This window comes from Hymenobacter swuensis DY53 (assembly GCF_000576555.1).
GTDB classification, from domain to species: domain Bacteria; phylum Bacteroidota; class Bacteroidia; order Cytophagales; family Hymenobacteraceae; genus Hymenobacter; species Hymenobacter swuensis.
Genome location: NZ_CP007145.1, coordinates 3,390,389 through 3,412,586, shown reverse-complemented (window position 1 = coordinate 3,412,586; position 22,198 = coordinate 3,390,389). Strand labels below are relative to the sequence as shown.

Genomic DNA, 22,198 nt, shown 5'->3' with positions numbered 1-22,198 from the left:
AGAGGAAGCAATGGCGGCTTGCAACTGCGCACTGCGCCGACTTCGGCCAACAACCTGCCCGGGCCGCTAAAGCAAAGGGGCGCCCCGACCGGAGCGCCCCACGCAGTTAGGACTGATAGCCCAGAATCTTCATCATCGACTCGCCAGTCTGCTCCTCCGCAAATACCCGGTCGGTGAGGGTGCCGTCCTCGGTGCGGTCCAGAATTACCATTTTGGGGGCCGGAATCAGGCAGTGCTTCACGCCGCCGTAGCCGGAAAGGCTTTCCTGGTAAGCGCCGGTGTGGAAGAAGCCCACGTACAGCGGCTTGGCGTCCTGGGGCTTGCGCTCGGGCAGGAACACTTGGTAGATGTGCTTCTCGGCGTTATAGTAGTCCTGTGAGTCGCAGGTGAGGCCACCGAGCTGGATTTTCTTGTACTGCTTATTCCAGCCGTTGAGGGCCAGCATGATAAAGCGCTGGTTCAGGGCCCAGGTATCGGGCAGGTTGGTGATGAATGAGCCGTCAATCATGTACCACAGCTCCTTGTCGTTCTGCAGCTTCTCGTCCAGTATGCTGTAGATGGTGGCCCCGGATTCGCCTACCGTGAAGATGCCGAACTCGGTGAAAATATCCGGCTCCGGCACGCCTTCCTCCTCACAGATGCGCTTGATGGTGCGCAGCACCTCGGCAATCATATAAGGGTAGTCGTACTCCTTCTGAATGCTGGTCTGGATGGGCAGGCCGCCGCCGATATCCAGGGTGGTGAGGGTAGGACACACTTTGCGCAGCTCGCAGTACTTATGCACAAACCGGCTCAGCTCCGACCAGTAGTAGCTGGTATCCTTGATGCCAGTGTTGATGAAGTAGTGCAGCATCGTGAGCTCGAAGCGCGGGTCGTCCTTAATTTTCTGCTCGTAGAGCGGCAGGGCATCGGTGTAGCGGATGCCCAGGCGGGAGGTGTAGAACTGGAAGCGCGGCTCCTCGTCGGAAGCCAGGCGCATGCCCACGTTGCACTTTTCGCGCACGTTGTCGTGGTAGTAGTCCACCTCGTTGGGCGAGTCCAGGATGGGCATGCAGTTCACGAAGCCGTCGTTGATGAGGCGGGTGATTTCGCGCTTGTAGTCCTCGGTTTTGAAACCGTTGCAGATGATGAACGTGTCCTTCTGCACCTTGCCCTTGGCGTGCATGGCCCGGATGATATTCGTATCAAACCAGGAGGACGTTTCGATGTGGACGCCGTTTTTGAGAGCTTCCTCCACCACAAAGCTGAAGTGCGAAGCCTTGGTGCAGTAGGCGTAAGAATACTTGCCCTGGTAGCCGGTCTGCTCGATGCCGAGACGGAACCACTCCTTGGCCCGCTGAATCTGGGAGGAGATTTTGGGTAGGTAGGCCAGGCGCAGTGGGGTGCCGTGCTTTTCCACCAAAGCCATCAAATCAATGTCGTGGAAGCGCAGCTCGTTATCCTGTACCTGAAACTCATCGGTGGGAAAGTCGAACGTCTGCGAAATCAGGTCGTGGTAGGTATCCATTGAAGGAAATTGGGGGAAGTTGTGAGGGGTTTGGCCGAAAGAACGCCGACTGGTAGCAAGCTCCACCGTGCACTCTTTTTCTTCGCAAAGCTTTTGCCGAACTTGCAGGTGCAAAGATACCCCCTCGCGGGGGTTTTGGTTGTGCTCTGTTCGTTGGTTGCGCCGGAAGGCCCGCGCGCGTCAAGCCTGAGAGGGACCCCACCCACTCAATCGGCAAGCATCTAAACCACCTAACCCTTTTTCTGCCAATGTAATATGCGACGCATTAAGCTTCTGGAAGTCCGTTCCGAACTCGGGGCCGGAACCCGTGGCGCCAGCTTGGGCGTGGATGCCCTCAAGGTGGCCTGCCTCAACAAAGGGTCCGACTACTTCCGCCGGTTCAATTCGGTGAGTGTGCCCGATCTGAACCACGTGCTCTTCGAGAAAAACCACTTTCCGAAGGCCAAGCACATCGATTCCATTTACACGGTGCAAAAGGGCATTGCCAGCACCGTAGAGCAAACCCTACGCTTCGGGGAGTTTCCGCTGGTACTGGCCGGCGACCATAGCAACGCCTCCGCCACTATTGCGGGCATTAAGGCGGCTTATCCGCACAAAACGCTAGGCGTCGTGTGGGTAGATGCCCACGCCGACATTCACTCGCCCTATACCACGCCCTCGGGTAATATGCATGGTATGCCGCTGGCTATTTCGCTGGGTGATGATAACCGCGAGTGTCAGCGCAATCAGCCCGAGCCCGAAACCGAGTTCTTCTGGCAGAAGCTCAAAAACCTGGGCGAAGCCGGCCCCAAAGTCACGCCCGAGCACTTGGTATACGTGGTGGTGCGCGACACCGAGCACGAGGAGGATGCCATCATCGAGCGGCTGGGCATCAAGAACTACAAGCTGGCCGAGGTGAAGGAGAAGGGTACCCGCCAGGTAGCCCGCGAGATTTATGAGCGGCTCCGCTTCTGCGACATGGTGTACATCAGCTTCGATGTGGACTCCTTAGATTCGCGCTTCAGCAAAGGTACCGGCACGCCCGTAGTGGATGGCCTGAACGTGGAGGAAGCCATCAGTCTGTGCCGCGCCTTGCTGGATAACGACCGGGTAGTGTGCTTCGAGATGGTGGAAATCAACCCTACGCTAGACTCCGAAAACACCATGGCTCAGAACGCCTTTGACATCCTGGAAGCCGCCACCGATGCTATTCAACGCCGCCTGCGGCTGGAGGAAGTGGTAAGCCGATAGCTGAGTCCGCGCAAGATTGAACGCACAATAACCGTTTATTGCGCGTTCAATCTTGCTTTCTCCGTTATGAAAACGCTCCATAGCCTGGTGTTCAGCCTGCCCATCCTGCTGGCCAGCTGCACTGCCTCTCCGTCGTCTACTGCCCCGCCAGCTGCCGCCACTGGAGAGCCGGCCACCGCTGCTGCTGCCCCGGATTCCGTGACGGGCACCATTACCTACCGCAACCGCATGGCGCTGCCGCCCACGGCCGTGGTGCGGGTGGTGCTGCAGGATGTCTCGCTGCAGGATGTGGCCGCTACGGTGCTGGATTCCGTGACCATTCGGCCCAACGGACGGCAGGTGCCGTTTGCCTTTGCGCTGCGCTATGATCCGGCCCTGATCAAGATGAGCAACACTTACACCGTGCAGGCCCGCATTACCGACGGCGGCCGGCTGCTGTACCTGAACGACGAGGCCTACCCCGTCATCACCGGCAACCATCCCAAGCAGGTAGAACTGGTGCTGCGGCCAGTGCAGTAGCAGCCGGCCGGGCCGGTTCCGTTACCTTCTGCCCAAAGCCTCACCGATGCGCGTCGGTGGGGCTTTGGCAGTTATTCCTGGGCCGGCAGCACCAGAACTGGCACCGGGCTGCGGCGGACCACCTCGGCCGTAACACTATGGTGAAACAGCTGCCCCAGGAAGCTGCGGCGGCGAGCAATGAGTATGACTATGTCGTACTCGGAGGCTACCTGTAAAATACCTTCGGCGGGTTGGGCAGCTACTGCCGTGCGGCTATGTAGCGTGAGCAGGTCGGCGGTGAGGCCGGTGCGCGTGACGGAATCCAGGGCGGAGGTCTCGTCAGCGGCCGTTTCCGTGGGCGTAACGTGCAGGATGGTTAGCTCGGCGTGTAGGGCGTTGAGCAGGTGGCGGGCGGTGCCGGCAAACTGGCCCAGCGTGAACTCCTCGCCATCGGTAGCCAGCAGCACGCGGTGGGGCAGGGCAGGGTTGCGTATGGTGTGCGGCACTACCAGCATGGGGTAGGGGGCCGTGCGCAGAATATCGAGCGAGGTAGTCGTCACCAGCTCATCGGGCGTGCCTGAAGTATCGTGGCGGCCCAGTACCACCAGGGCCGGATGGTGGCGGCTCACGGCATCGGCCACGGCAAAGGCCACCCGTCCGTGACCTATCTCCGCCACCACCGGCACCGACAGGTCGCGGGCCAGGCTGCTCAGGGCCAAATGAATGGCTTCGCGGCTGAGGTTGGAAAGCTGCCCGGTAAACATTTCAGGATCCAGCACCGAGTCGCGGCGTACGTGCAGCAGCACCAGGCGAGCATTGAGGGGCGCGGCTAAGTTGGTGGCATAGTTCAGGGCCGCGTCGGCGGCCTGAAAAAAGTCGGTGAGAATCAGCAGGGAAGTGGCCATGATGCGGAAAAAAGCGAGAAATGTACCGCCGGCAAGTACGCCAACCGCTCGGCTTGCTGCAAGATTAAAAAATCAGATAAATACATGATATTCATCATCTTTCTACTGATGAAAGCCCCAAGTGTCAGGGTGAGTGAATGCTAGGAAGGTACTAATGGGAAAAGCGGAAAGCGGGCCGCCCGGATGCCCGGCGTGCCCGGCTGGTGTGCCGAAGCCGGGGCCGCACTTTTTCGGGCAGCTTCCGGCGCAGGTTTCTACCTTTGTGGGGTCGGCGACTCTGAATGGAGCACCGACCTTTCATTATGACTCCGATTTTTGGACTACTCCGGCCACGACGACTCATGGCGTAAGCAGCAGCTTGCGCCGGGTGCAGCAGGCATGTCGGCAGTGGCCGGCGCCGCTAACCCGGTCAGTGCCCGCGCTTACGCCCGTTTCGCGGCCAGTCGTCCAGTCAATCATTGCGAAATCCTGATCCGGATTTCCTTACCAAGCGTTTCGCTCTTCTCAGTGCAGCAACTCGAACAAACCCTCAAAACTGCCCTTGGGGCAGCTATTCAGGCCGTATTCGGCACCACCGTGCCCGCCGCTCAGCTTACGTTGCAGCCCACGCGCAAGGAGTTTGCCGGCCAGTTTACGCTCGTCACGTTCCCCTTCACCAAAACCCTGGGCAAAGGTCCCGAGCAGATCGGGCAGGCCCTCGGCGAGTGGCTGGTGGCCAACGCGCCCTTGGTGAGCGGCTTCAACGTGGTGAAAGGCTTCCTGAACCTGGAAATTGCCGATGCCGAGTGGCTGAAGCTGTTCACGGCGCTGCGCCGGCAGCCGGCTGGCACGCCCGTAACTACCGAGGGCCCGCGCAACGTGGTGGTGGAGTACTCCTCGCCCAACACCAACAAGCCCCTGCACCTGGGCCACCTGCGCAACAACTTCCTCGGTTACTCGGTGGCCGAGATTCTGAAGGCCACCGGAGCTACCGTAAGTAAAGTAAACCTGGTTAACGACCGGGGTATCCATATCTGCAAGTCGATGCTGGGCTACCAGCAGTTTGGCCACGCCGAGACGCCTGAAAGTGACGGTATCAAAGGCGACCATCTGGTGGGCAAGTACTACGTGCTGTTCGAGAAGCACTACCGCGAGCAGGTAGCGCAGCTGGTAGCTGAGGGGGTATCCGAGGATGTAGCCAAGGCATCGGCTCCGCTGATGCTGGAAGCCCGGGATATGCTACAGAAATGGGAGGCCGGTGACGAAGAAGTAGTGAGCCTGTGGCGGCAGATGAACGGCTGGGTGTACGAAGGCCACAATGCTACCTATGCCGCTATTGGCGTCGATTTCGACAAGTTTTACTACGAGTCGGGTACGTATCTGCTGGGTAAGGAGCGGGTGCAGGAAGGTTTGGACCGGGGCTTGTTTTACCGAAAAGAAGACGGTTCGACTTGGGTGGACCTGACGCAGGAAGGGCTGGATCAGAAAATCCTGCTCCGTTCTGACGGCACCAGCGTGTACCTCACCCAAGACCTGGGCACAGCCGAACTGAAATACGCCGACTTCCATTACGATTCCAGTATCTACGTCATTGCCGACGAGCAGAATTACCACATGCAGGTACTGCAGGCGACGCTTCAGAAACTGGAAAAACCCTACGCAGCGGCCATTCATCACCTCAGCTACGGCATGGTGGATCTGCCTACGGGCAAAATGAAAACCCGCGAAGGCACCGTAGTAGACGCCGACGAGTTGGTGCGCGAAGTAGTAGAAGCCGCCAAGCAAGCCACCCTCGAAAAAGGCAAAACGGAAGGCCTCTCCGACGACGAGCTGGCTCAACTCTACCATATGCTGGGACTGGGTGCGCTCAAGTACTACCTGCTGAAGGTGGATCCCAAGAAGCGCATGCTCTTCAACCCCGAGGAATCGGTGAAGCTGGAAGGCGACACGGGGCCGTTCGTGCAGTACTCGCACGCCCGGATTGCCACCATCCTGCGCAAGGCCGCCGAAATGAGCATCAGTCAGGAGGCCGACTTGAGCGCATTGAAGGAACTGCCCGCTGCCGCCCGCGAAATGGTGCAGGAGTTAGGCCGCTATCAGGGTGTAGTGCAGGAAGCTGCTCGCACGTTCTCGCCCGCCGTGGTGGCACAGTACGCCTATGAGGTGGCCCGCGCCTACAACCGCTTCTACACTGAAGTGAAAATTTTCACGGAGCCCAACGAAACCAGCCGCTCTTTCTACGTGGCCCTCTCGGCCCAAACCGGCCAGACCATCAAAGCCAGCCTAGGTCTGCTCGGCATCCAGGTGCCCGAGCGGATGTAATCAGCCCTCTGTCATTGCGAGCGGAGCGAAGCAAACCTTCCTTTTCGCAGGTCAGAAGCCCAAAAACCAGCTAAGCCCTTGACGTGGTTGCTACGTCAGGGGCTTATCGCTTAGATAAAACTCCAGAGCCGGAAGAGGAAGGATTGCTTCGCTCCGCTCGCAACGACAGCATTCTATGAAAAGCGTAGCCGTGTATTGTGGTGCCAGCAGCGGCACCAACGAATTGTTCGCTCAGCAAGCCACTGCCATGGGCCAAACGTTGGCCCAGCGGGGCTTCACGCTGGTGTACGGCGGCGGCCGGGTAGGCCTGATGGGGGCCGTAGCCGATGCCGTGATGCAGCACGGCGGCCGGGCCATCGGCGTAATTCCCGATTTTCTAGCCGATAAGGAGCTGGCGCACACCGGCCTCACGGAGCTGCACATCGTGAAAAGTATGCACGAGCGGAAGTTGCTGATGGCCGACCTGGCCGAGGGCTTCGTGGCTATGCCCGGCGGGTTCGGTACACTGGAGGAGCTGTTTGAGGTGTTGACCTGGGGCCAACTGGGCCTGCACAAAAAGCCTGTGGCCCTACTCAACGTTGCCGGCTTCTACGACCACCTGCTCCGCGCCCTCGACCACATGGCCGATGAAGGCCTGCTCCGCCGCGAAAACCGCAACCAACTCCTCAGCAACCCCGACCCCAACGGCCTGCTTGATGAAATGCTGGCCTACCAGCCCGTAGCACTGGAAAAATGGCTTACCCCGCGCACCACATAAGTGGTGAAATAGCGCGGTGGTGACATGGGGAGTCTGACGTTCAATCTGCGTACGTGGCGCAATCAGAACGTCAGACTCCCCATGTCACCACCGCGCTATTTCACCGCCGGCACGCGGTATACCACGGCATTGCAATTCATGCCGGCTCCCACGGAGGCAAACACCAGATTCTCGCCGGCAGCAATGGTGGTTTCCGGCAGCTGGTGCTTCAGGATCAGATCCAGTAGAGTAGGCAGGGTGGCTACCGATGAATTGCCCAACCAGGAAATGGTCATGGGCATTACGCCGGCGGGCACAGTGGGCTGGTCGTAGAGGGCGTACAGGCGCTTGAGTATGGCCTCGTCCATTTTCCCGTTGGCTTGGTGAATGAGCAACTTGCTCATGGCTTCGATGGATAGCCCAGCTTTGTCAAGCGTATCCTTGATGGCCTGCGGGACGGTTTTGAGGGCGTATTCATACAGCTTACGGCCTTCCATCTTCAGAAACAGCTCCGCACCCTGGTACGCGGGATTGTAGGAAACGGCCATGCGCAGCAGATGGGCCGCCTGTACCGTATCGGAGCGGGTGCCGTGAGCCAGAATGCCGATGGGCGTATCGCTTGCCCGGGCTTCCAGCAGGATGGCCCCGGCCCCGTCGGCGTAAATCATGCTGTCCCGGTCGTGGGGGTCGCACACCCGGGAAAGGGTTTCGGCTCCAATCACCAGCACCCGCTTCGCGTCGCCGGAGCGCAGGTAGTAATCGGCCTGAATGACGCCCTGCAGCCAGCCGGGACAGCCAAACGGCAGATCGTAGGCAACAGTTTTCGGGTTCTCGATGCCCAACTTGTGCTTGACGCGAGCCGCCAGGGTGGGTACAAAATCAGAACGACGATTGTCCATCGATACGTCCCCAAAGTTGTGGGCCACCAGAATATAGTCCAGTTGTTCGGGGTCGGCGTTGCAGCTGGCGAACAGGTTACGAGCCGCCAGGTAAGCCAGATCGGACGCCACCTGGTCGTCTTCGGCGTAGCGCCGTTCCTGGATATCGGTGATTTGGGCGAAACGCTCTACAATCTCCGCGCCCGCTTTGGTGAGGGGCTTGCCGTCGGCCTCAAAAAAGAACGAAGTAGTAAATTCTTCGTTTTTGACAATACGGGAAGGAAGGTAACTGCCTGTTCCAGTAATGACAGAATAGAGAGTCTTACTCATTATCAGATCAGTAGGGGAGTTTGTGAGCGACAAGGGACGAAAGTAGGGCCTTTTTAGGTAGCGACCTGCCTGCTTGTATATAATTCTGGCATTCCTAAGGCACCTCCGACCGGTACATCTAGGGGCAGCAGTATGCTTCAGGTAGGGGTTAGGGCCGCTTGTATACCAGAGGCTAGGGTTAGTGTCGTACCACGCTTCCCCGGCGGTCTATTGGCAGGGGGCGAACAAGCGGGTGGTCGTAGGAACCGCAAATACCCGTTCAACCACGCAGGCCCCCACTTGTGGCGCTAGTGAAGCCCCAGCAGGGAACATTGCGTATAGCTGCCGGTTTTTCTTCAGAATCTCCCAATCTTCGCACATGAAATCCTTTGTTCTGCTGGGCGCGCTGCTTATTGGCGGTCTTTCCATTTCCTCACGTAACGCAACTCCCGCCATGACCGACCTGACCCTCCCCGTTGCTGGCACCGTGTATGATTTTACGGTGAAAACCATTGATGGCAAAGACGCGAAACTGAGCCAATATAAAGGCAAAAAGCTGCTCATTGTAAATACTGCCTCCGAGTGTGGCTACACGCCGCAGTACAAGGAACTGGAAGAGTTACACCAGAAATACGGCAGCAAAGTAACGGTGCTGGGCTTTCCGGCCAATAACTTCGGCGGTCAGGAACCAGGTACTAACGAGCAGATTGCCACTTTCTGTGAGAAAAACTTCGGCGTGACGTTTCCGCTTTTCTCCAAAGTATCCGTGGCTGGTGCCGATGCCGCACCGCTGTTTCAGTACCTGGGCAGCAAAGTCAGAAACGGCGTGACAGACGAAAAGCCGAATTGGAATTTCTGCAAGTATCTCATTGATGAGCAGGGGCATGTGCAGGGCTTCTACCCGTCTAAAGTGAAGCCGCTAAGCGAGGAGTTGCTGGCTGCTATTCAGAAATAACACCCGGCCACCAGTGCGCCCAGCAACGGAAGCGGCAACTGCTGTTCAAGCCATCCGCCGCTGAGCGCAGTGATAGGCTGCGGGAAGTATCTTCGCCCTCGCAACTACAACTTACTGCATGGTCCGCACCGTTATTTTCGACATGGACGGCGTTATAGTGGACACCGAGCCGGTGCATCGCTACGCTTATTTCCAACACTTTGAGGAGCTGGGCATTGGGGTGTCGGATGCTGAGTACGCCACCTTTACCGGCCGCTCCACCAAAAATGTTTATCAGCACCTCAAGGATAAGCATAGCTTGGCGCATGAGGTAGGAGAACTGGTACTGGCCAAGCGCGAGTTCTTCAACCTCGCCTTTGATGAAAAGCCGGATCTGGAGTTGCTCGACGGCGTGCGCCGCCTCATCGAAGACCTGCACCAGCACAACCTGGAGCTGATTCTGGCTTCTTCCGCTTCCCAATCGACAATTGACCGGGTGATGCGCCGGTTTGTGCTGGGGCCGTACTTCTCGCACCTTGTCAGTGGCGAGGATTTTCCGCGCTCCAAGCCCGATCCGGCCATTTTTGCACACGCTGCGTCGCTGGCGCAATCTTCGCAGGCAGAGTGTGTGGTGATAGAAGACTCGGCCAATGGCGTAACGGCCGCCAAAGCTGCCGGCCTCTACTGCATTGGCTACAACAGCATCCACTCGCCTCTGCAGGACCTCAGTCACGCTGACTTAGTCGTGACCCATTTCCAGGAGCTGACGGCTGCCCGTATTGCCGCGCTTGAAACAGGTGCTCTAGAAGCCTCATAGGGTAGCTTACAGCCGGCAGAACGAGGTAGAGCGCGTATTCGCGTCTTGTCGTTGCTGAGGTTGTTTATCTTCGTCTATCCAGACTGCACAGTGCTAGCCGTTCAACGACGCTACGTGAATACACGTCTCTACCTCGTTCCGGCAGTTATCCAGCCTGCTTTCGCCAACATGCCTTTCTGAAGAGCCGCGCCTTCGCACGCGGCTCCAAAATACTTTCATGGCAACTTCTTCTCCCGCCGCTCCCGCACCAGCTAGCCCCGCCAAAGCCTGGATTTCGGCGTTTCGGCCGCGCACGTTGCCGCTGGCGCTGGCCAGCATCATGGCCGGCGGCTTCCTGGCCGCCAGCAACGGCTACTTTCGGGGCAGCGTAGTCGGGCTGGCCGCCCTGACGACCATTCTGCTGCAAATCCTGAGCAACCTAGCCAACGACTACGGCGACTCGCAGAACGGGGCCGACAGCGTGCACCGCGAGGGGCCGCAACGGGCCGTGCAAAGCGGCGCCATCACGCCAGCGCAGATGAAGAAGGGCATGGGCCTGTTTGGGGCGCTTTCTTTGCTGAGCGGGCTGCTGCTACTGTGGGTGGCCCTGGGCACGGCCGGCGCCTGGATTTTCCTGGCCTTTTTCGTGCTGGGCCTTTCGGCTATCTGGGCGGCGGTGAACTATACGGCCGGCTCCAAACCGTATGGCTACGCCGGACTGGGCGACGTGTCGGTGTTCGTGTTTTTCGGGCTGGTGGGCGTGTGCGGCACGTATTTTCTGCAGGCTGGCACGCTGCCGCTGTCGGTGCTGCTGCCCGCCGCCGCGCTGGGCTGCTTCGCTACGGCCGTACTCAACGTGAACAACATCCGTGACATTCGCTCCGATGCGCTGGCCGGCAAAATCACCATTCCGGTGCGCCTGGGGCCGCAGCGGGCCCGCGTGTATCACGTGGTGCTACTCACGGCCGGCCTGGTATGCGCCGTGCTCTACGTGCTGCTTACCTACCGCTCACCCTGGCAGTGGCTGTTTCTGCAGAGCGCCCCGTTGCTGGTGCGCAACGCCGCCGCCGTGTGGCAGCGCCAGGATTCCATGCAGCTCGACCCGCTGCTCAAGCAAATGGCCCTCACCACGCTGGTGTTCACGCTGCTGTTCGGGCTGGGGCAGGTGGTGTAAGCGTCATGGAAATTAATGCAGCACAATTACACGAGCTTCAACAAAGGCGTCAGTTTTTTGCAGCCTATTTCCCGAAAATCGATTGTTGCTTGAATCAGCTAAAGCATGAAGCAGCGAAGCTGAATACCTGCCCAGCCTGTGGCTATCCGACATTGGGTGAGCGGGCGGGCTATGAAATTTGCTCTATCTGCGAATGGGAAGATGATGGCCAAGACGACGAAGCGGCGGATGAAATCTGGGGCGGCCCCAATGGCAACTACTCACTGACACAGTGGAGACGGACAACGGCTGAAATGCTGGCTATACTGACGACAAGTTCAGCCGCTCATCGGCCTGAAAAGAAGTTAATTGGCTTGCTGTTGAATAGCATTCAGGCTTCGGTGAGGAGTGGCCATGCCAACGAGTCAAATAAAATGATTGAGCAAATAGAAACGATAACGCTATTATTCGAGAAGTTACGCAACGACCAATGTAGTGGCTTGATCAAATCTAGCCCAGGGTAATCAACATTCGAAGTTAAGATCTATGCTACCTGATAAAGAAACCACCCGCCTCAGCAAGCTCTTGAGCTTGGTACTCCGCCACGATCCGGCCCACCTGGGCCTGACGCTGGACGAGCAGGGCTGGGTAGGTGTGGAAGAACTTCTCCGGCAGGCCCAAGCGCACAAGATCAACCTCACCCACGAGATGCTACTGCACATCGTGGATACCAGCCCTAAGCAGCGTTTCCGCCTCAGCGACGACCAGCAGCGCATTCGGGCCAGCCAGGGCCATTCGGTGGTGGTGGAGTTAGGCTATGCGCCGGCCGTGCCGCCGGCTGTGCTCTACCACGGCACGACGGCCCGTCATCAGGCCCAAATCATGCGGGAAGGGCTGCAGAAAATGAGCCGCCAGCAAGTGCACCTGAGCGCCGACCATGCCACCGCCCGGCAAGTGGGCAGCCGCCACGGCGCGCCGGTTGTGCTCCGGATAGATGCCGCCCGCATGCACGCTGAGGGCCACGCTTTCTACCGCGCCGACAATGGTGTGTGGCTGACTGAGGAAGTTCCGGCCCGCTACCTACAGCTACCCGACGATGCGGCGGCGGCGTAGTTAGTACCAAACTATTTCGTCACCTACACCCAGTATTCATTGGGTTTTTTTCTGCCAATTTCTATATTTGCATCATTGTTGCATTTAAGCAAACAGGGATAATGGAAGCATATGATGTAGTGATAGTAGGCGGAAGCTACGCCGGGCTGAGTGCGGCGCTGCTGCTGGGCCGCTCGATGCGCCGGGTGCTGGTGGTGGATACGCAACGGCCCGCCAACCGCCAGACGCCCCACTCGCACAGCTTCCTGACCCAGGACGGTGCGACGCCCACTCAGCTGGCCACGGTAGCGCGGGAGCAGGTGGCGCGGTATCCCACGGTGGCGTTCCTGAATAGCGAGGTAGTTGCGGCTACGGCTGAGGCGACAGGCTTCCAAGTGAAAATGGCCGATGGCGCGAAAGTGACAGCGCGCAAGCTGCTGCTGGCTACCGGCGTGGTAGACGAGTTGCTGCCGATTTCGGGGCTGGCCGAATGCTGGGGCATTTCGGTGCTGCACTGCCCGTACTGCCACGGCTACGAGGTGCGGGGGCAGCACCTGGGCTTGCTTGCCAACGGGGCCGTGGCGGCGGAGCTGGTGGCGCTGCTGCGCAACTGGAGCCGCAAGCTGACGGTGTTCACCAACGGCCCCGCCGATTTTACCCCTGAGCAACAGGCCCTGCTGCAAACGCATCAGGTGCCCGTCGTAGAAGAACCCGTTCTGGATATTCCTCACCAAGGCGGCTACCTGTCCGGGCTGCGTACGGCTGATGGCCAACTGCATCCGCTGGAAGCGGTATTTGCCCGTTTCCCCACGCGCCTGCCCGGTAACCTGGCCCGGCAGCTGGGCTGCTCGCTCACCGAAGCCGGCCTTATTCAGGTGACAGAAGTCTGCGCAACCAACGTGCCCAACCTGTTTGCGGCCGGCGACGCCACCACCGGCATGCGGCAGGTAGCAGCGGCCGTAGCGCAGGGAGCCAAAGCAGGGGCCTGGCTGAACCGGGAATTGATAACCGACGGCGTGTACGCGGACGTGTAGCCCGCCACTAGCCCCCAGAACCCATCAGGCCCCGACTACAGAGGTAGCCGGGGCCTGATGGGTTCTGGGCAACTGCTGCCGGCAGCCGGGGCGTGGTTACATCTTGTCCATCTTGTGGTCGGCCATTTTGCTCTTGGGGGCTTTCTTGGCGGTTTTTGCCGAACTCATTTTGCTGGTGACCATTTTGCCATCCGACATCTTACCATCGGTCATTTTGCCGTCAGCCATCTTGTTGTCGGCCATCTTATCGGTTTTCATCTTGTCGCCCTGCATTTTGTCGCCTTGGGCGAAGGTGGGGTTGGGCAGGAGCGTGCCGAGGCAGAAGACGGCGGCGAGTAGCAGGGAGCCGGGGGCGAAGAACAGGTTGGTACGCATGGGGAAGAGAGGAAAAGTGAAACGTGAAACATGTGTGGTGTTGCCCGGATAGACGCGGCCCGGCAGTAGGCCTTACAGCGGGCGTAGGACTTTTTTTGGTAGCGGCCGAGGCCCGGTTACCATTCCACGGCCACCCCAAACGTGAACTGCTGGCCCGAGTACACGTTGCGCAGCCGGCCAAAACCGGTGGCCCAGTCGGTGGTGAGGCGCAGGTGGCGGGTGGCCTCCAAGCTCACGCCCAGCCCTGCCGTGGAGTACGCCACGCCCTCGCCCAGCCCGATGCTGCCCAGCCGGTTAGGGTCGGGCGGGCGCACGTTGTCGAGGGTGCGGAACGTGGCCGTCAGCCAGGCTTTTTTCCGGAGGTGGTAGCCAGCCTGTGCGCCGTAGCTGTACTGGCTGGTGAAGCCGGCGGTGCGCTGGTTGTAGCCCGCTTCCACCGTGAAAAAGGCCGGCCAGCGGCTCAGACTGTGCGAGAGGGCCGCCCGCGTCCATACATTCCACTCTCCGTCGCCGGTGGGCAGGGCCACGAACACGCGCGGGTCGGTGCGGTCGAAGCCGCGGGCGCGCGGGTTGCCCAGTGGCGCTTCCACGCTTAGGCCCACGACCAGCAGCCATGCCCCGCGCAGCAGCCCGTAGCGCAGGCCCACTTCCGGGTCGCCGATGCCCCGGCTGGGCGTGACGGTAGCGTAGGCGGCGCGCCGGAAAACCGGAAAGTTGAGGGTGGCTTCCAGGCGGTCGGTGAGGCCGTACTCGGCGTAGAGGCTGAACACCTGCTGCCGAAACCGGGCCGTTTCGATGGTGGGGCCGCTAAGCGGATGGTAGCGGGTGGTGCTGACGGTGGTGAGGCCGGCTTTGGCGTAGCCGCGTTTCTTCTTGCGCGTCCAGCCGCCACCGGCCCGGGCCTCGGCCGCGAGCAGCAGCGCGGCAGCCAGCAGCCACCCGGCGCGGGCCGCCCTCATTGTAGAGCCGCCGCGCCGAAGTTGTACTGGGCCGGCTCGCAGTGCAGCACCACGTGCGAGAAGCCAGCCGAAGCCACCGGCACGGCCAGCACCTGCGCCCCCGACTGCGTGATAACGCCCACGCTCAGTACGTTCTCGGCCCCACGCCCCCGCTGCACCCGAATCAGCTCGGCCGACTTGGCCAGGTAGATGGTGAGCGAGCCGGTATGGAAATCGGTCATGAAATCGGCGTTGAAGCGCAGAAATTCCTTGCCCGCGGCGTCGCGCACCAAATCCACGGTGCCTGAGCTGGGCACGCCGCCCTGGGGCTGCACGATGCCCTTGCGCACCACCGTGAGCGTGCCGGCCGGGGGCGTGGTGGTAGTAGACGCGGCGGGCTCCGGGGTTTCCTGTTGGCAGGCTCCCAGGCTCAGGCCCAGCAGCAACAGCCCTAGTATGCGGGTAGTCATAGGAAAAGCAATGAAGAGTGAACGGTGTGCTGAGTTGAAATCCGCGCAGGTGGCGGCCGTAAACTGGCCGGGCCCTAGCCGGCGGGGCTGAGCGGCAGGCTGCCCACGCCCACCACGCGGTGGCTGGCGCGCTCCTGCACCAGCACTACCGCCCGCAGGTGGCTTTGCTGCCACTGCGGCGGCAGCCGGAGCGCGGGCGAGGCCCCAAACGTACCATCGGCGGCTACCGCACCCAGCGGGCGCAGCTCCCGCACCACGGCGGCGTGGCGCACCAGCCGCCCGGCATTTTCGCCCCGCCCGATCTGGGTGGTGAGGCCGGTTTCGGTGATGAGCAACAGCACGTCGGCCGGGCCGGTGCCGGCGGGCAGGTCGCGCACCTGTACGCGCAGGGCCGCCGCGGGGCCGTTGAGCTGCACGGTGGTGCGCGGCGTACGGGCTGCCTGCGCAATGGCTTCCAGCAGCTTGGTCCGCTGGCTGCCCACCAGCTCGTAGCGGCCATTGATGACGGCCTGCGGCGTGTAGGAGCCCGAGCCAAAGCCGGCGGCGTAGGTGCGCTGGCGCTGAGTGAACTGCTCCGAGGAGAAGGTATCTTTCCAGCCCAGGCGGTTCCAGTAGTCCACGTGCTGGCCCAGGGCCACTATTTCCACGCCCGGCACTGGCTGGCTGGCTTCCAGCTCCCGCAGTGCGGCATCGGCGGCGGGGCAGCTGGAGCAGCCCTCGGACGTGAACAGCTCCACGGCTACCGGCACGCGGGCGGGTACCGGGCCAGCGGGTGAGCCAGGCAGCGGGGTGGGGGAGGTGAGCGGCAGACTTCCGAAAGCCAGACCGGCGACAAGCAGCAGTTTCATAAAGAAAACAGACAAGGCCAGCCAACGGCGGCGGCTACTCGGCTAGACGCGTCACCACTTCCGGCCTTACAGCTGCCCCCGAAAAATATTTTTCGGGGGCAGCTGTAAGGTGGCCGTCGGCCGGGCGTCTATCGGGGTGGCGGTGGCTGGCCGCCTGCTGGTTTCTCCCCTCAAACGCCCTGTGTCCTATGCCCCGCCTCGTTGAAAAGCACCCGTTGGCTATCCGCTGGTTTCACTGGCTCAATTTCCCGGTGCTGGCCCTCATGATCTGGAGCGGCCTGCTGATTTACTGGGCCAACGACGTGTACCGGCTCGGGTGGGGCGACACCACGCTGCTGCGGTTTTTCCCGCAGTCGGTGTACGATGTGCTGGACATGGACCACAAGCTGGCCAAGGGCATGAGCTGGCATTTTGTGCTGATGTGGGTGTTTGCCCTCAACGGGCTGCTGTACGTGAGCTACACCCTGATTTCGGGCGAGTGGCGGTACCTGGTGCCGCAGCGCGGTACGCTCCGCAGCGCCTGGCACACGCTGCTGCACGACGTGGGCCTGCGCCAGAACCCGCCGCCGCCCGCCAAGTTCAACGGGGCCCAGCAGCTGGCCTACACCTCGGTGGTGCTGATGGGGGCCGGCTCGCTGCTCACCGGCCTGGCCATCTACAAGCCCACCCAGCTGGCCGGCCTCACTACCGCGCTGGGCGGCTACGAGTGGGCCCGCCTGGAGCATTTCGCCCTGACCATCGGCTACGTGCTGTTTTTTCTGGTACACATTGCCCAAGTGGTGCGGGCCGGCTGGAACAACTTCCGGGCCATGGTAGCGGGGTTTGAAGTGGTAAAGGACTCTGCCCCCACGGCCGCGGCTGCCTCGCTCGCCGCCGCGCCCGATGTGGCCCCCAGTAGCAGCAGTCCGCTGCATACCGTGCCGCCGCTGCCCGTGCGGCCCTAGCCTGAGGTCCTTTGTTAGAGCCCCCTCATCTAACCTTGGCAGCAGAATGCGCCCGGCCCCAGGTATGGGACTGATTGCGGCGCGCCGCACAGAGCAGTCAGAATTACCAGTTTTCCCTTACGCGTTTATTGTACTGACCGATGCAATCCGAATCATCCCTTCCGCAGCCGCCCGCCACGCCACCTGCTGCTGACGTTGCCCTGGAGCGAGAAGTGACGCGCCGTTCCCGGCGGACCTTTCTGGTGGGCGGGCTGGCCGCCCTGGCGGGCCTGGGCGGCTGGCGCTGGCTGCTGGGCCAGCCCGAGGTGATGGACATTCCGGGGCCGCTGCGGGCCGGCCTGGAGGCCAACGCCCGCGTAGCCGCCACCCTGCTCAGCCCCACCCAGCTGGCCCCCGAGTTTCCGCGCAACCAGGCCCGCACGCCCCGCGCCAACGGCTCCGTGGGCCTCAAGCAGCCGCTGGACGTGGCCGCGTGGCGGCTGCGGGTGGAAGGTTTCGGTGGGCAGCCGGTCCGGGAGTTCTCCCTGGCCGAGCTGCAGGCGTTGCCCCGCACCGAAATGACCACCGAGCTCAAATGCATCGAGGGCTGGAGCACGGTGGTTACCTGGGCCGGCGTGCGCCTCACCGATTTCCTGGCCCGCTACCCGCTGGCCACCCTTCCCTCTGCCGAAATAGCGCCCTACGTAAGCCTGCGCACTCCCGACGATGCGTATTACGTGGGCCTCGATATGGTCAGTGCCCTGCACCCGCAAACCCTGCTGTGCTACGAGATGAACGGCCGGCCGCTGCTGCCGGAGCACGGCGCGCCGCTGCGCCTCATCACGCCCCGCAAGTATGGCATCAAGCAGCTCAAGCGCATCGGCACGCTGGCTTTCGTGGCGGAGCGCCCGGCCGACTACTGGGCCGCCCGGGGCTACGACTGGCACGCCAGCCTATAACGGCCGAAGTATATCCAGCAATGGCCAATCCGCGCTCCAGGATATTTGCGTTACTTGCCGGAGCCCGCCAGATGGGTTTTCCTCCCCTTCACCTATCCTTTCCCGCATGGCCCTTTCGGTGCCCGAGCCCGCGCAGTGGCTTGCCCGCTACGGCGACGACCTGTACCGTTTCGCCCTGAGCCGCGTGGCCTCGGCGGAGGAGGCGCAGGAGCTGGTGCAGGATACCCTGTGCAGCGCCCTCGACGCGCTGGCTTCCTTTCGCGGGGAAGCCTCGGAGCGCACCTGGTTGTTTGTAATTCTGCGCCGCAAAGTCGTGGACTTTTACCGGCGGCAGGCCCGCTCGCCCTTTGTGCCGCTGCCCCTACTGCCTGAGCAGGACCCCGAGGCCGAATTCTTCCAGCCTGCTACCGGCCACTGGCAGCCCGGCCAAGGCCCCGCCGACTGGGCCGCGCCCAGCGACGAAGACGCGCTGGAGCAACAGGAGTTTCAGGCGGTGCTGCGCAGCTGCCAGCAGCGGCTTTCGCCCCAGCACGGAGCCGTGTTTGTGCTGCGCTTTGCCGAGGAAATGTCGGCCGAGGAAATCTGCGCGGCGCTACAGCTGACGGCCGCCAACTACTGGGTTATCGTACACCGCCTGAAACTTCACCTGCGCCGCTGCCTCGAAAAGAACTGGTTCGGCTCCACTCTCCGTTCGTAACGTATGCGCACCTTCATTTCCGACTGCCAACGCGCCACCCTGCTCATTGAGCGCCGCGCCGACCAGCAGCTGCCCTTGGCCGAGCGGATGAAGCTGTGGGCCCACTTGCGCCTGTGTGCCTACTGCCGCCGCTACGCCGTGCAGAGCCCGGCCCTGGCCCGCGCCGCCCGCCTCGCCGCGCAGGCCACCTCCACCGCCCAACTGCCCCCCGATTTCGCCGCGCAGCTCCAGCGCCGCCTCGATGCGTCAGAATCTTGAGTTAGTTCTTCGTAGATCGGACGATGTAGAGACGCAATATCTTGCGTCTCATCGTTGAACGACTGGTGTTGCGCAGATCAAACAACATCAGCAACGACGAGACGCAAGATATTGCGTCTCTACACCGTCCAATGGCCATATCTTAACCTAAGAACTGCTACCGATTGTACTGCGCAAATCCTCAAGTTAACGGCACAAGCCAACTCAAACCAAAAACGGCCCCGCTGCACATGCAGCGGGGCCGTTTTTGGTTTGGGCCAGATGAATTATTCAGCGGCCGGGGCTACCGGGGCAGAAGCTTCGGTGGCGGCACCGCCCTCGGGGCGCGGGCCACGGCCGGAGCGGTTGCGGCCTCCGCGCTTGCGGCGGCGCTGGCCTTCGGCTTTATCGCCTTCAGCCCGTGGCTCAGCAGCGGCTTCGCCTTCAGGGCGCGGGGCACGCGGTTCGCGGGGCGGGCGGGCTTCGCCTTCGGGGCGTGGAGCCCGAGGTGGACGAGCTTCGCCTTCGGCGCGGGGTTCACGCGGCTCGCGGCGGGGGCGGCTGTCGCTGCCTTCGGGGCGGTCTTCGCGGGGGGGACGCTGGTAGGGCTGGGCCGGGGCTTGGCCGGCGTCGAGGGCGGCCAGGGTGGCCTGGGCTTTGGCAATGCGGGCCTGCTGATCGGCGTCGGGTTTGCTGTCGCCGCGGTTGGGGCGGGCACCGTCGCGGCCACCGCCGGAGCGGCCGCCACCGCCGCCTTCGGGGCGGGGGCCACGGTCACGGCCACCGCCGGAACCACCAGCACCGCCGCTGCGGGGGCCACGCTCGGGCCGGCCGCCTACTTTGCCGCGCAGGCCACTGAACCGTTTGGGGTCGAACTCGGGGGCTTCGCCCAGGCCGAGACCTTCGGTGATGTTCTGCTTTTCTACTTCGCGCTCAATCAATTTCTCGATTTTGAGCACGCGGTCCTGGTCCTGGTCGGCAATGAAGGTGATGGCCGTGCCTTTGGTGGCGGCGCGGGCCGTGCGCCCGATACGGTGTACGTAATCCTCGGCGGCGCGCGGGATGTCGTAGTTTACCACGTGACTCAGCGAGTCGATGTCAATGCCCCGGCTCAGCACGTCGGTGGCAACGAGGATAGGGAACTGCTTGTTTTTGAAGGCGCGCATGATTTCCTCACGCTCCTCCTGGGTGCGGTCGGAGCTGATGCCCCTGGCCTCGATGCCCAGCTTGTTGATGGCCCGCACAATGCCGCCCACAGCCGCTTTCTGGCTAGTGAACAGCACCATGCTCTGCACGTCCTGGGTTTTGATGATGTGCTCGAGCAGGTAGATCTTCTGGCGGTCGAAGGCCATGTAGAACTGCTGGTCGATGCCAGCGGCGGGCTTGGAAACGGCCAAACGAATTTCCTCGGGGCTCTTGAGCAGCTGCTGCGAAAAGTCGCGGATTTTGCTGGGCATGGTGGCCGAGAACAGCAGCGTCTGGCGCTCTTTGGGCAGCTGCCGCACGATGTTGAGGATGTCATCGGAGAAGCCCATGTCCATCATCTTATCGGCCTCGTCGAGCACCAGATACTTCAGGTCCTCGAACTTCACGTAGCCCATCTGCATGTGGGCAATGAGGCGGCCGGGTGTGGCAATGATGATGTCAGCGCCGGAGGTAAGGGCGCGCTTCTGCTGCTCCCAGCCTTCGGATTTGCCCCCGCCGTAGATGGCAATGGAGCTGGCTTCCACGAAGTAGCCGAAGCCCGTTACCTGCTCATCAATCTGCGTAGCCAGTTCGCGGGTGGGCACCAGTACCAGCGTGGAGGTGGTGCCGTGCTTGGCGTGCGAAATCTTGTCGAGCAGCGGCAGCAGGTAGGCGGCGGTTTTGCCGGTACCGGTCTGGGCGCAGGCAATCAGGTCCTTGCCTTCCAGAATGCGGGGAATGGCCTGCTCCTGGATGGGCGTGGCATTCTGGTAATTCATGGCATCGATGCCCGCGAGCAGGTCATCGTGCAGGTTAAACTCGTGAAACGTCAAAGTACAGCTTCGTTAAGATGATAGAGGGCTGACCTTGCGTCTCGGTCAGCAAACCGCTGGGGTGCTTTGCTAACAAAGATAGGGGATTGACGGCGGAACCCGCCCCGGGCCTAGAGGCGGCCGGGGACCGGCGAAATTTCCGTTACTTGTCCGCTGCCGGACGCCCCTGCGCCTTGGGCATTATCTGGCGCGTATCTTCCATCATTCCCTTATTCAACGTATGAAGAAGCGTATCCTGCCAATTTTGCTACTAAGCAGCGGCCTAGCCCAGGCCCAGCAGCCATTTACCTATACCATTAAGGGGAAGCTCGGCCTCATCAGTGCGCCGGCCAAAGTGTATCTGGTAAGCGGCCCCTCGATGCTGGATTCAGCCGTGGTCAAGAACGGCACGTTTGAAATTAAGGGCACGGCTGCGGAGCCTGTTATGGCTGAACTGCTGCTACGCCAAAAGGGCCGGCCGGCTAACCTGCGTGGCGCACGGGTCCAGACGCTTATATTCCTGGAGCCGGGCACGGTAGTCGTTACCAGCCCCGATTCGCTGACCCACGCCACCATCAAAGGCGGGCCGATTAATGCCGATAATCTGCGTCTGAAGGAGGCCTTGAAACCTGTTTTTGCAAGCATGGACGTTTACGGAGCCGAATTGCAGAAGGCCTCGGCCCAGCAACAGCAGGACCCGGCTTTCGGGGAGCAGGTACAGGCAAAATTTACCAGCTTCAATAAGCAGATAGCCACCGCCCAGCACGCCTTTATCAAAGCCAACCCAGCATCCTGGGCCAGCTTGCACGCGCTGACGGCAATACAGATGATTGAGCCTTCTTATGAGGAAGTAGCGCCGCTCTACGCGGCCCTGAGTCCGGAGCTTAAAAGCAGCGCGGCCGGCCGCGAGTACGGAGCGCGGCTGGCGGGCATGAAGGGGGTAATAGCGGGCACCCAGGCCCCCGATTTCACCCAACCAACTCCCGATGGTAAAGTGATTTCCCTGCGCGACTACCGGGGCAAGTACGTGCTGGTGGATTTCTGGGCCAGCTGGTGCGGCCCCTGCCGCCAGGAAAATCCGATGGTCATCAAGGCCTATAATGAATACAAGGGTCGCAACTTCGATGTATTGAGCATATCCGTTGACGACGAGAAAGGCCGTGCCAAATGGGTAAAAGCTATTGCCGCCGACCAGCTTCCCTGGACCCAGGTTTCGGACCTGAAGGGCTTGGAAAACGCGGCTGCCCGCCTTTATCACGTTACCGGCGTTCCGCAGAACTTTCTGATTGACCCCAATGGGAAGATTCTGGCGGTTAATCTGAAAGGAGCCGCCCTGCGCGAAGCGCTGGCGCAATATGTTAAGTAACCTTCGAGCGTTTCT

The 22,198-nt window shown here is 61.4% G+C and carries 23 protein-coding genes; 15 read left to right on the top strand and 8 right to left on the bottom strand.

Annotation, left to right across the window (positions count from 1 at the left end):
• Nucleotides 1–106 precede the first annotated feature (106 nt).
• Nucleotides 107–1,507, bottom strand: coding sequence for a type III PLP-dependent enzyme domain-containing protein (locus HSW_RS15910; RefSeq protein WP_044002724.1), 1,401 nt, complete (start codon nt 1,505–1,507; stop codon nt 107–109).
• Between the two features lie 255 nt (nt 1,508–1,762).
• Here HSW_RS15910 and HSW_RS15905 point away from each other — a divergent pair, with 255 nt between their 5' ends.
• Nucleotides 1,763–2,737: an arginase gene (locus HSW_RS15905; RefSeq protein WP_044002723.1), complete on the top strand. Its 975-nt coding sequence runs from the start codon at nt 1,763–1,765 to the stop codon at nt 2,735–2,737.
• Between the two features lie 66 nt (nt 2,738–2,803).
• Nucleotides 2,804–3,256, top strand: coding sequence for a YbaY family lipoprotein (locus HSW_RS15900; RefSeq protein WP_081768447.1), 453 nt, complete (start codon nt 2,804–2,806; stop codon nt 3,254–3,256).
• A 71-nt stretch (nt 3,257–3,327) separates the two neighbouring features.
• Here HSW_RS15900 and HSW_RS15895 read toward each other — a convergent pair whose 3' ends face one another.
• Complete coding sequence (locus tag HSW_RS15895) at nt 3,328–4,140, bottom strand: universal stress protein (RefSeq protein WP_044002722.1); 813 nt, start codon at nt 4,138–4,140, stop codon at nt 3,328–3,330.
• Between the two features lie 315 nt (nt 4,141–4,455).
• On the opposite strand from HSW_RS15895, the gene argS reads away from it, so the two are divergent.
• Nucleotides 4,456–6,441 carry an arginine--tRNA ligase gene (gene argS, locus HSW_RS15890; RefSeq protein ID WP_231501305.1) on the top strand — a complete coding sequence of 662 codons (1,986 nt, stop codon included), beginning with the start codon at nt 4,456–4,458 and terminating at the stop codon, nt 6,439–6,441.
• Nucleotides 6,442–6,616: 175 nt separating this feature from the next.
• Entirely contained in the window at nt 6,617–7,198 is a 582-nt protein-coding gene (locus tag HSW_RS15885; RefSeq protein ID WP_044002719.1) for an LOG family protein, read from the top strand.
• A 95-nt stretch (nt 7,199–7,293) separates the two neighbouring features.
• Here HSW_RS15885 and HSW_RS15880 read toward each other — a convergent pair whose 3' ends face one another.
• Complete coding sequence (locus tag HSW_RS15880; protein WP_044002718.1) at nt 7,294–8,385, bottom strand: 3-oxoacyl-ACP synthase III family protein; 1,092 nt, start codon at nt 8,383–8,385, stop codon at nt 7,294–7,296.
• Between the two features lie 358 nt (nt 8,386–8,743).
• Between HSW_RS15880 and HSW_RS15875 the strand changes: the two genes are divergently transcribed.
• The 6 genes from HSW_RS15875 to HSW_RS15850 all read left to right on the top strand — a co-directional run bounded on the left by HSW_RS15875 (nt 8,744) and on the right by HSW_RS15850 (nt 13,373).
• On the top strand, nt 8,744–9,319 hold the full coding sequence (locus tag HSW_RS15875; RefSeq protein ID WP_044002717.1) for a glutathione peroxidase: 576 nt from the start codon (nt 8,744–8,746) through the stop codon (nt 9,317–9,319).
• Between the two features lie 118 nt (nt 9,320–9,437).
• Entirely contained in the window at nt 9,438–10,115 is a 678-nt protein-coding gene (locus tag HSW_RS15870; protein ID WP_044002716.1) for an HAD family hydrolase, read from the top strand.
• A 217-nt stretch (nt 10,116–10,332) separates the two neighbouring features.
• Nucleotides 10,333–11,268 carry a 1,4-dihydroxy-2-naphthoate polyprenyltransferase gene (locus HSW_RS15865; RefSeq protein WP_052346521.1) on the top strand — a complete coding sequence of 312 codons (936 nt, stop codon included), beginning with the start codon at nt 10,333–10,335 and terminating at the stop codon, nt 11,266–11,268.
• 5 nt (nt 11,269–11,273) lie between these two features.
• Nucleotides 11,274–11,771 carry a CPCC family cysteine-rich protein gene (locus HSW_RS23570; RefSeq protein WP_081768446.1) on the top strand — a complete coding sequence of 166 codons (498 nt, stop codon included), beginning with the start codon at nt 11,274–11,276 and terminating at the stop codon, nt 11,769–11,771.
• A 22-nt stretch (nt 11,772–11,793) separates the two neighbouring features.
• On the top strand, nt 11,794–12,360 hold the full coding sequence (locus HSW_RS15855) for an RNA 2'-phosphotransferase (protein WP_044002714.1): 567 nt from the start codon (nt 11,794–11,796) through the stop codon (nt 12,358–12,360).
• Nucleotides 12,361–12,461: 101 nt separating this feature from the next.
• Nucleotides 12,462–13,373 (top strand): NAD(P)/FAD-dependent oxidoreductase, encoded by a 912-nt coding sequence (locus HSW_RS15850; protein ID WP_044002713.1) that lies wholly within the window; start codon nt 12,462–12,464, stop codon nt 13,371–13,373.
• Between the two features lie 96 nt (nt 13,374–13,469).
• Here the strand turns inward: HSW_RS15850 and HSW_RS15845 are convergent, their stop codons facing one another.
• From HSW_RS15845 to HSW_RS15830, 4 genes are all read right to left on the bottom strand, one after another.
• On the bottom strand, nt 13,470–13,748 hold the full coding sequence (locus HSW_RS15845) for a hypothetical protein (RefSeq protein ID WP_044002712.1): 279 nt from the start codon (nt 13,746–13,748) through the stop codon (nt 13,470–13,472).
• Between the two features lie 116 nt (nt 13,749–13,864).
• Complete coding sequence (locus tag HSW_RS15840; protein ID WP_044002711.1) at nt 13,865–14,707, bottom strand: hypothetical protein; 843 nt, start codon at nt 14,705–14,707, stop codon at nt 13,865–13,867.
• The gene (locus tag HSW_RS15835) at nt 14,704–15,156 is read right to left on the bottom strand and encodes a hypothetical protein (RefSeq protein ID WP_044002710.1); all 453 of its coding nucleotides are present in this window, start codon (nt 15,154–15,156) and stop codon (nt 14,704–14,706) included. Before HSW_RS15835 ends, HSW_RS15840 begins: the two co-directional genes overlap by 4 nt.
• A gap of 74 nt (nt 15,157–15,230) precedes the next feature.
• On the bottom strand, nt 15,231–16,004 hold the full coding sequence (locus tag HSW_RS15830; RefSeq protein ID WP_052346520.1) for a DUF1223 domain-containing protein: 774 nt from the start codon (nt 16,002–16,004) through the stop codon (nt 15,231–15,233).
• Nucleotides 16,005–16,192: 188 nt separating this feature from the next.
• On the opposite strand from HSW_RS15830, the gene HSW_RS15825 reads away from it, so the two are divergent.
• The 4 genes from HSW_RS15825 to HSW_RS15810 all read left to right on the top strand — a co-directional run bounded on the left by HSW_RS15825 (nt 16,193) and on the right by HSW_RS15810 (nt 18,841).
• Nucleotides 16,193–16,948 (top strand): cytochrome b/b6 domain-containing protein, encoded by a 756-nt coding sequence (locus tag HSW_RS15825; RefSeq protein WP_044002709.1) that lies wholly within the window; start codon nt 16,193–16,195, stop codon nt 16,946–16,948.
• Nucleotides 16,949–17,088: 140 nt separating this feature from the next.
• Nucleotides 17,089–17,886, top strand: a complete 798-nt coding sequence (locus HSW_RS15820; RefSeq protein ID WP_044002708.1) for a molybdopterin-dependent oxidoreductase — start codon at nt 17,089–17,091, stop codon at nt 17,884–17,886.
• Nucleotides 17,887–17,992: 106 nt separating this feature from the next.
• On the top strand, nt 17,993–18,583 hold the full coding sequence (locus HSW_RS15815; protein ID WP_044002707.1) for a sigma-70 family RNA polymerase sigma factor: 591 nt from the start codon (nt 17,993–17,995) through the stop codon (nt 18,581–18,583).
• 3 nt (nt 18,584–18,586) lie between these two features.
• A complete protein-coding gene (locus HSW_RS15810; protein ID WP_044002706.1) occupies nt 18,587–18,841 on the top strand; it encodes a hypothetical protein in 255 nt (84 codons plus the stop codon).
• Nucleotides 18,842–19,107: 266 nt separating this feature from the next.
• Here the strand turns inward: HSW_RS15810 and HSW_RS15805 are convergent, their stop codons facing one another.
• Nucleotides 19,108–20,838, bottom strand: coding sequence for a DEAD/DEAH box helicase (locus HSW_RS15805; protein ID WP_081768444.1), 1,731 nt, complete (start codon nt 20,836–20,838; stop codon nt 19,108–19,110).
• Between the two features lie 220 nt (nt 20,839–21,058).
• Between HSW_RS15805 and HSW_RS15800 the strand changes: the two genes are divergently transcribed.
• Nucleotides 21,059–22,183: a TlpA disulfide reductase family protein gene (locus tag HSW_RS15800; protein WP_044002705.1), complete on the top strand. Its 1,125-nt coding sequence runs from the start codon at nt 21,059–21,061 to the stop codon at nt 22,181–22,183.
• Nucleotides 22,184–22,198: the final 15 nt, after the last annotated feature.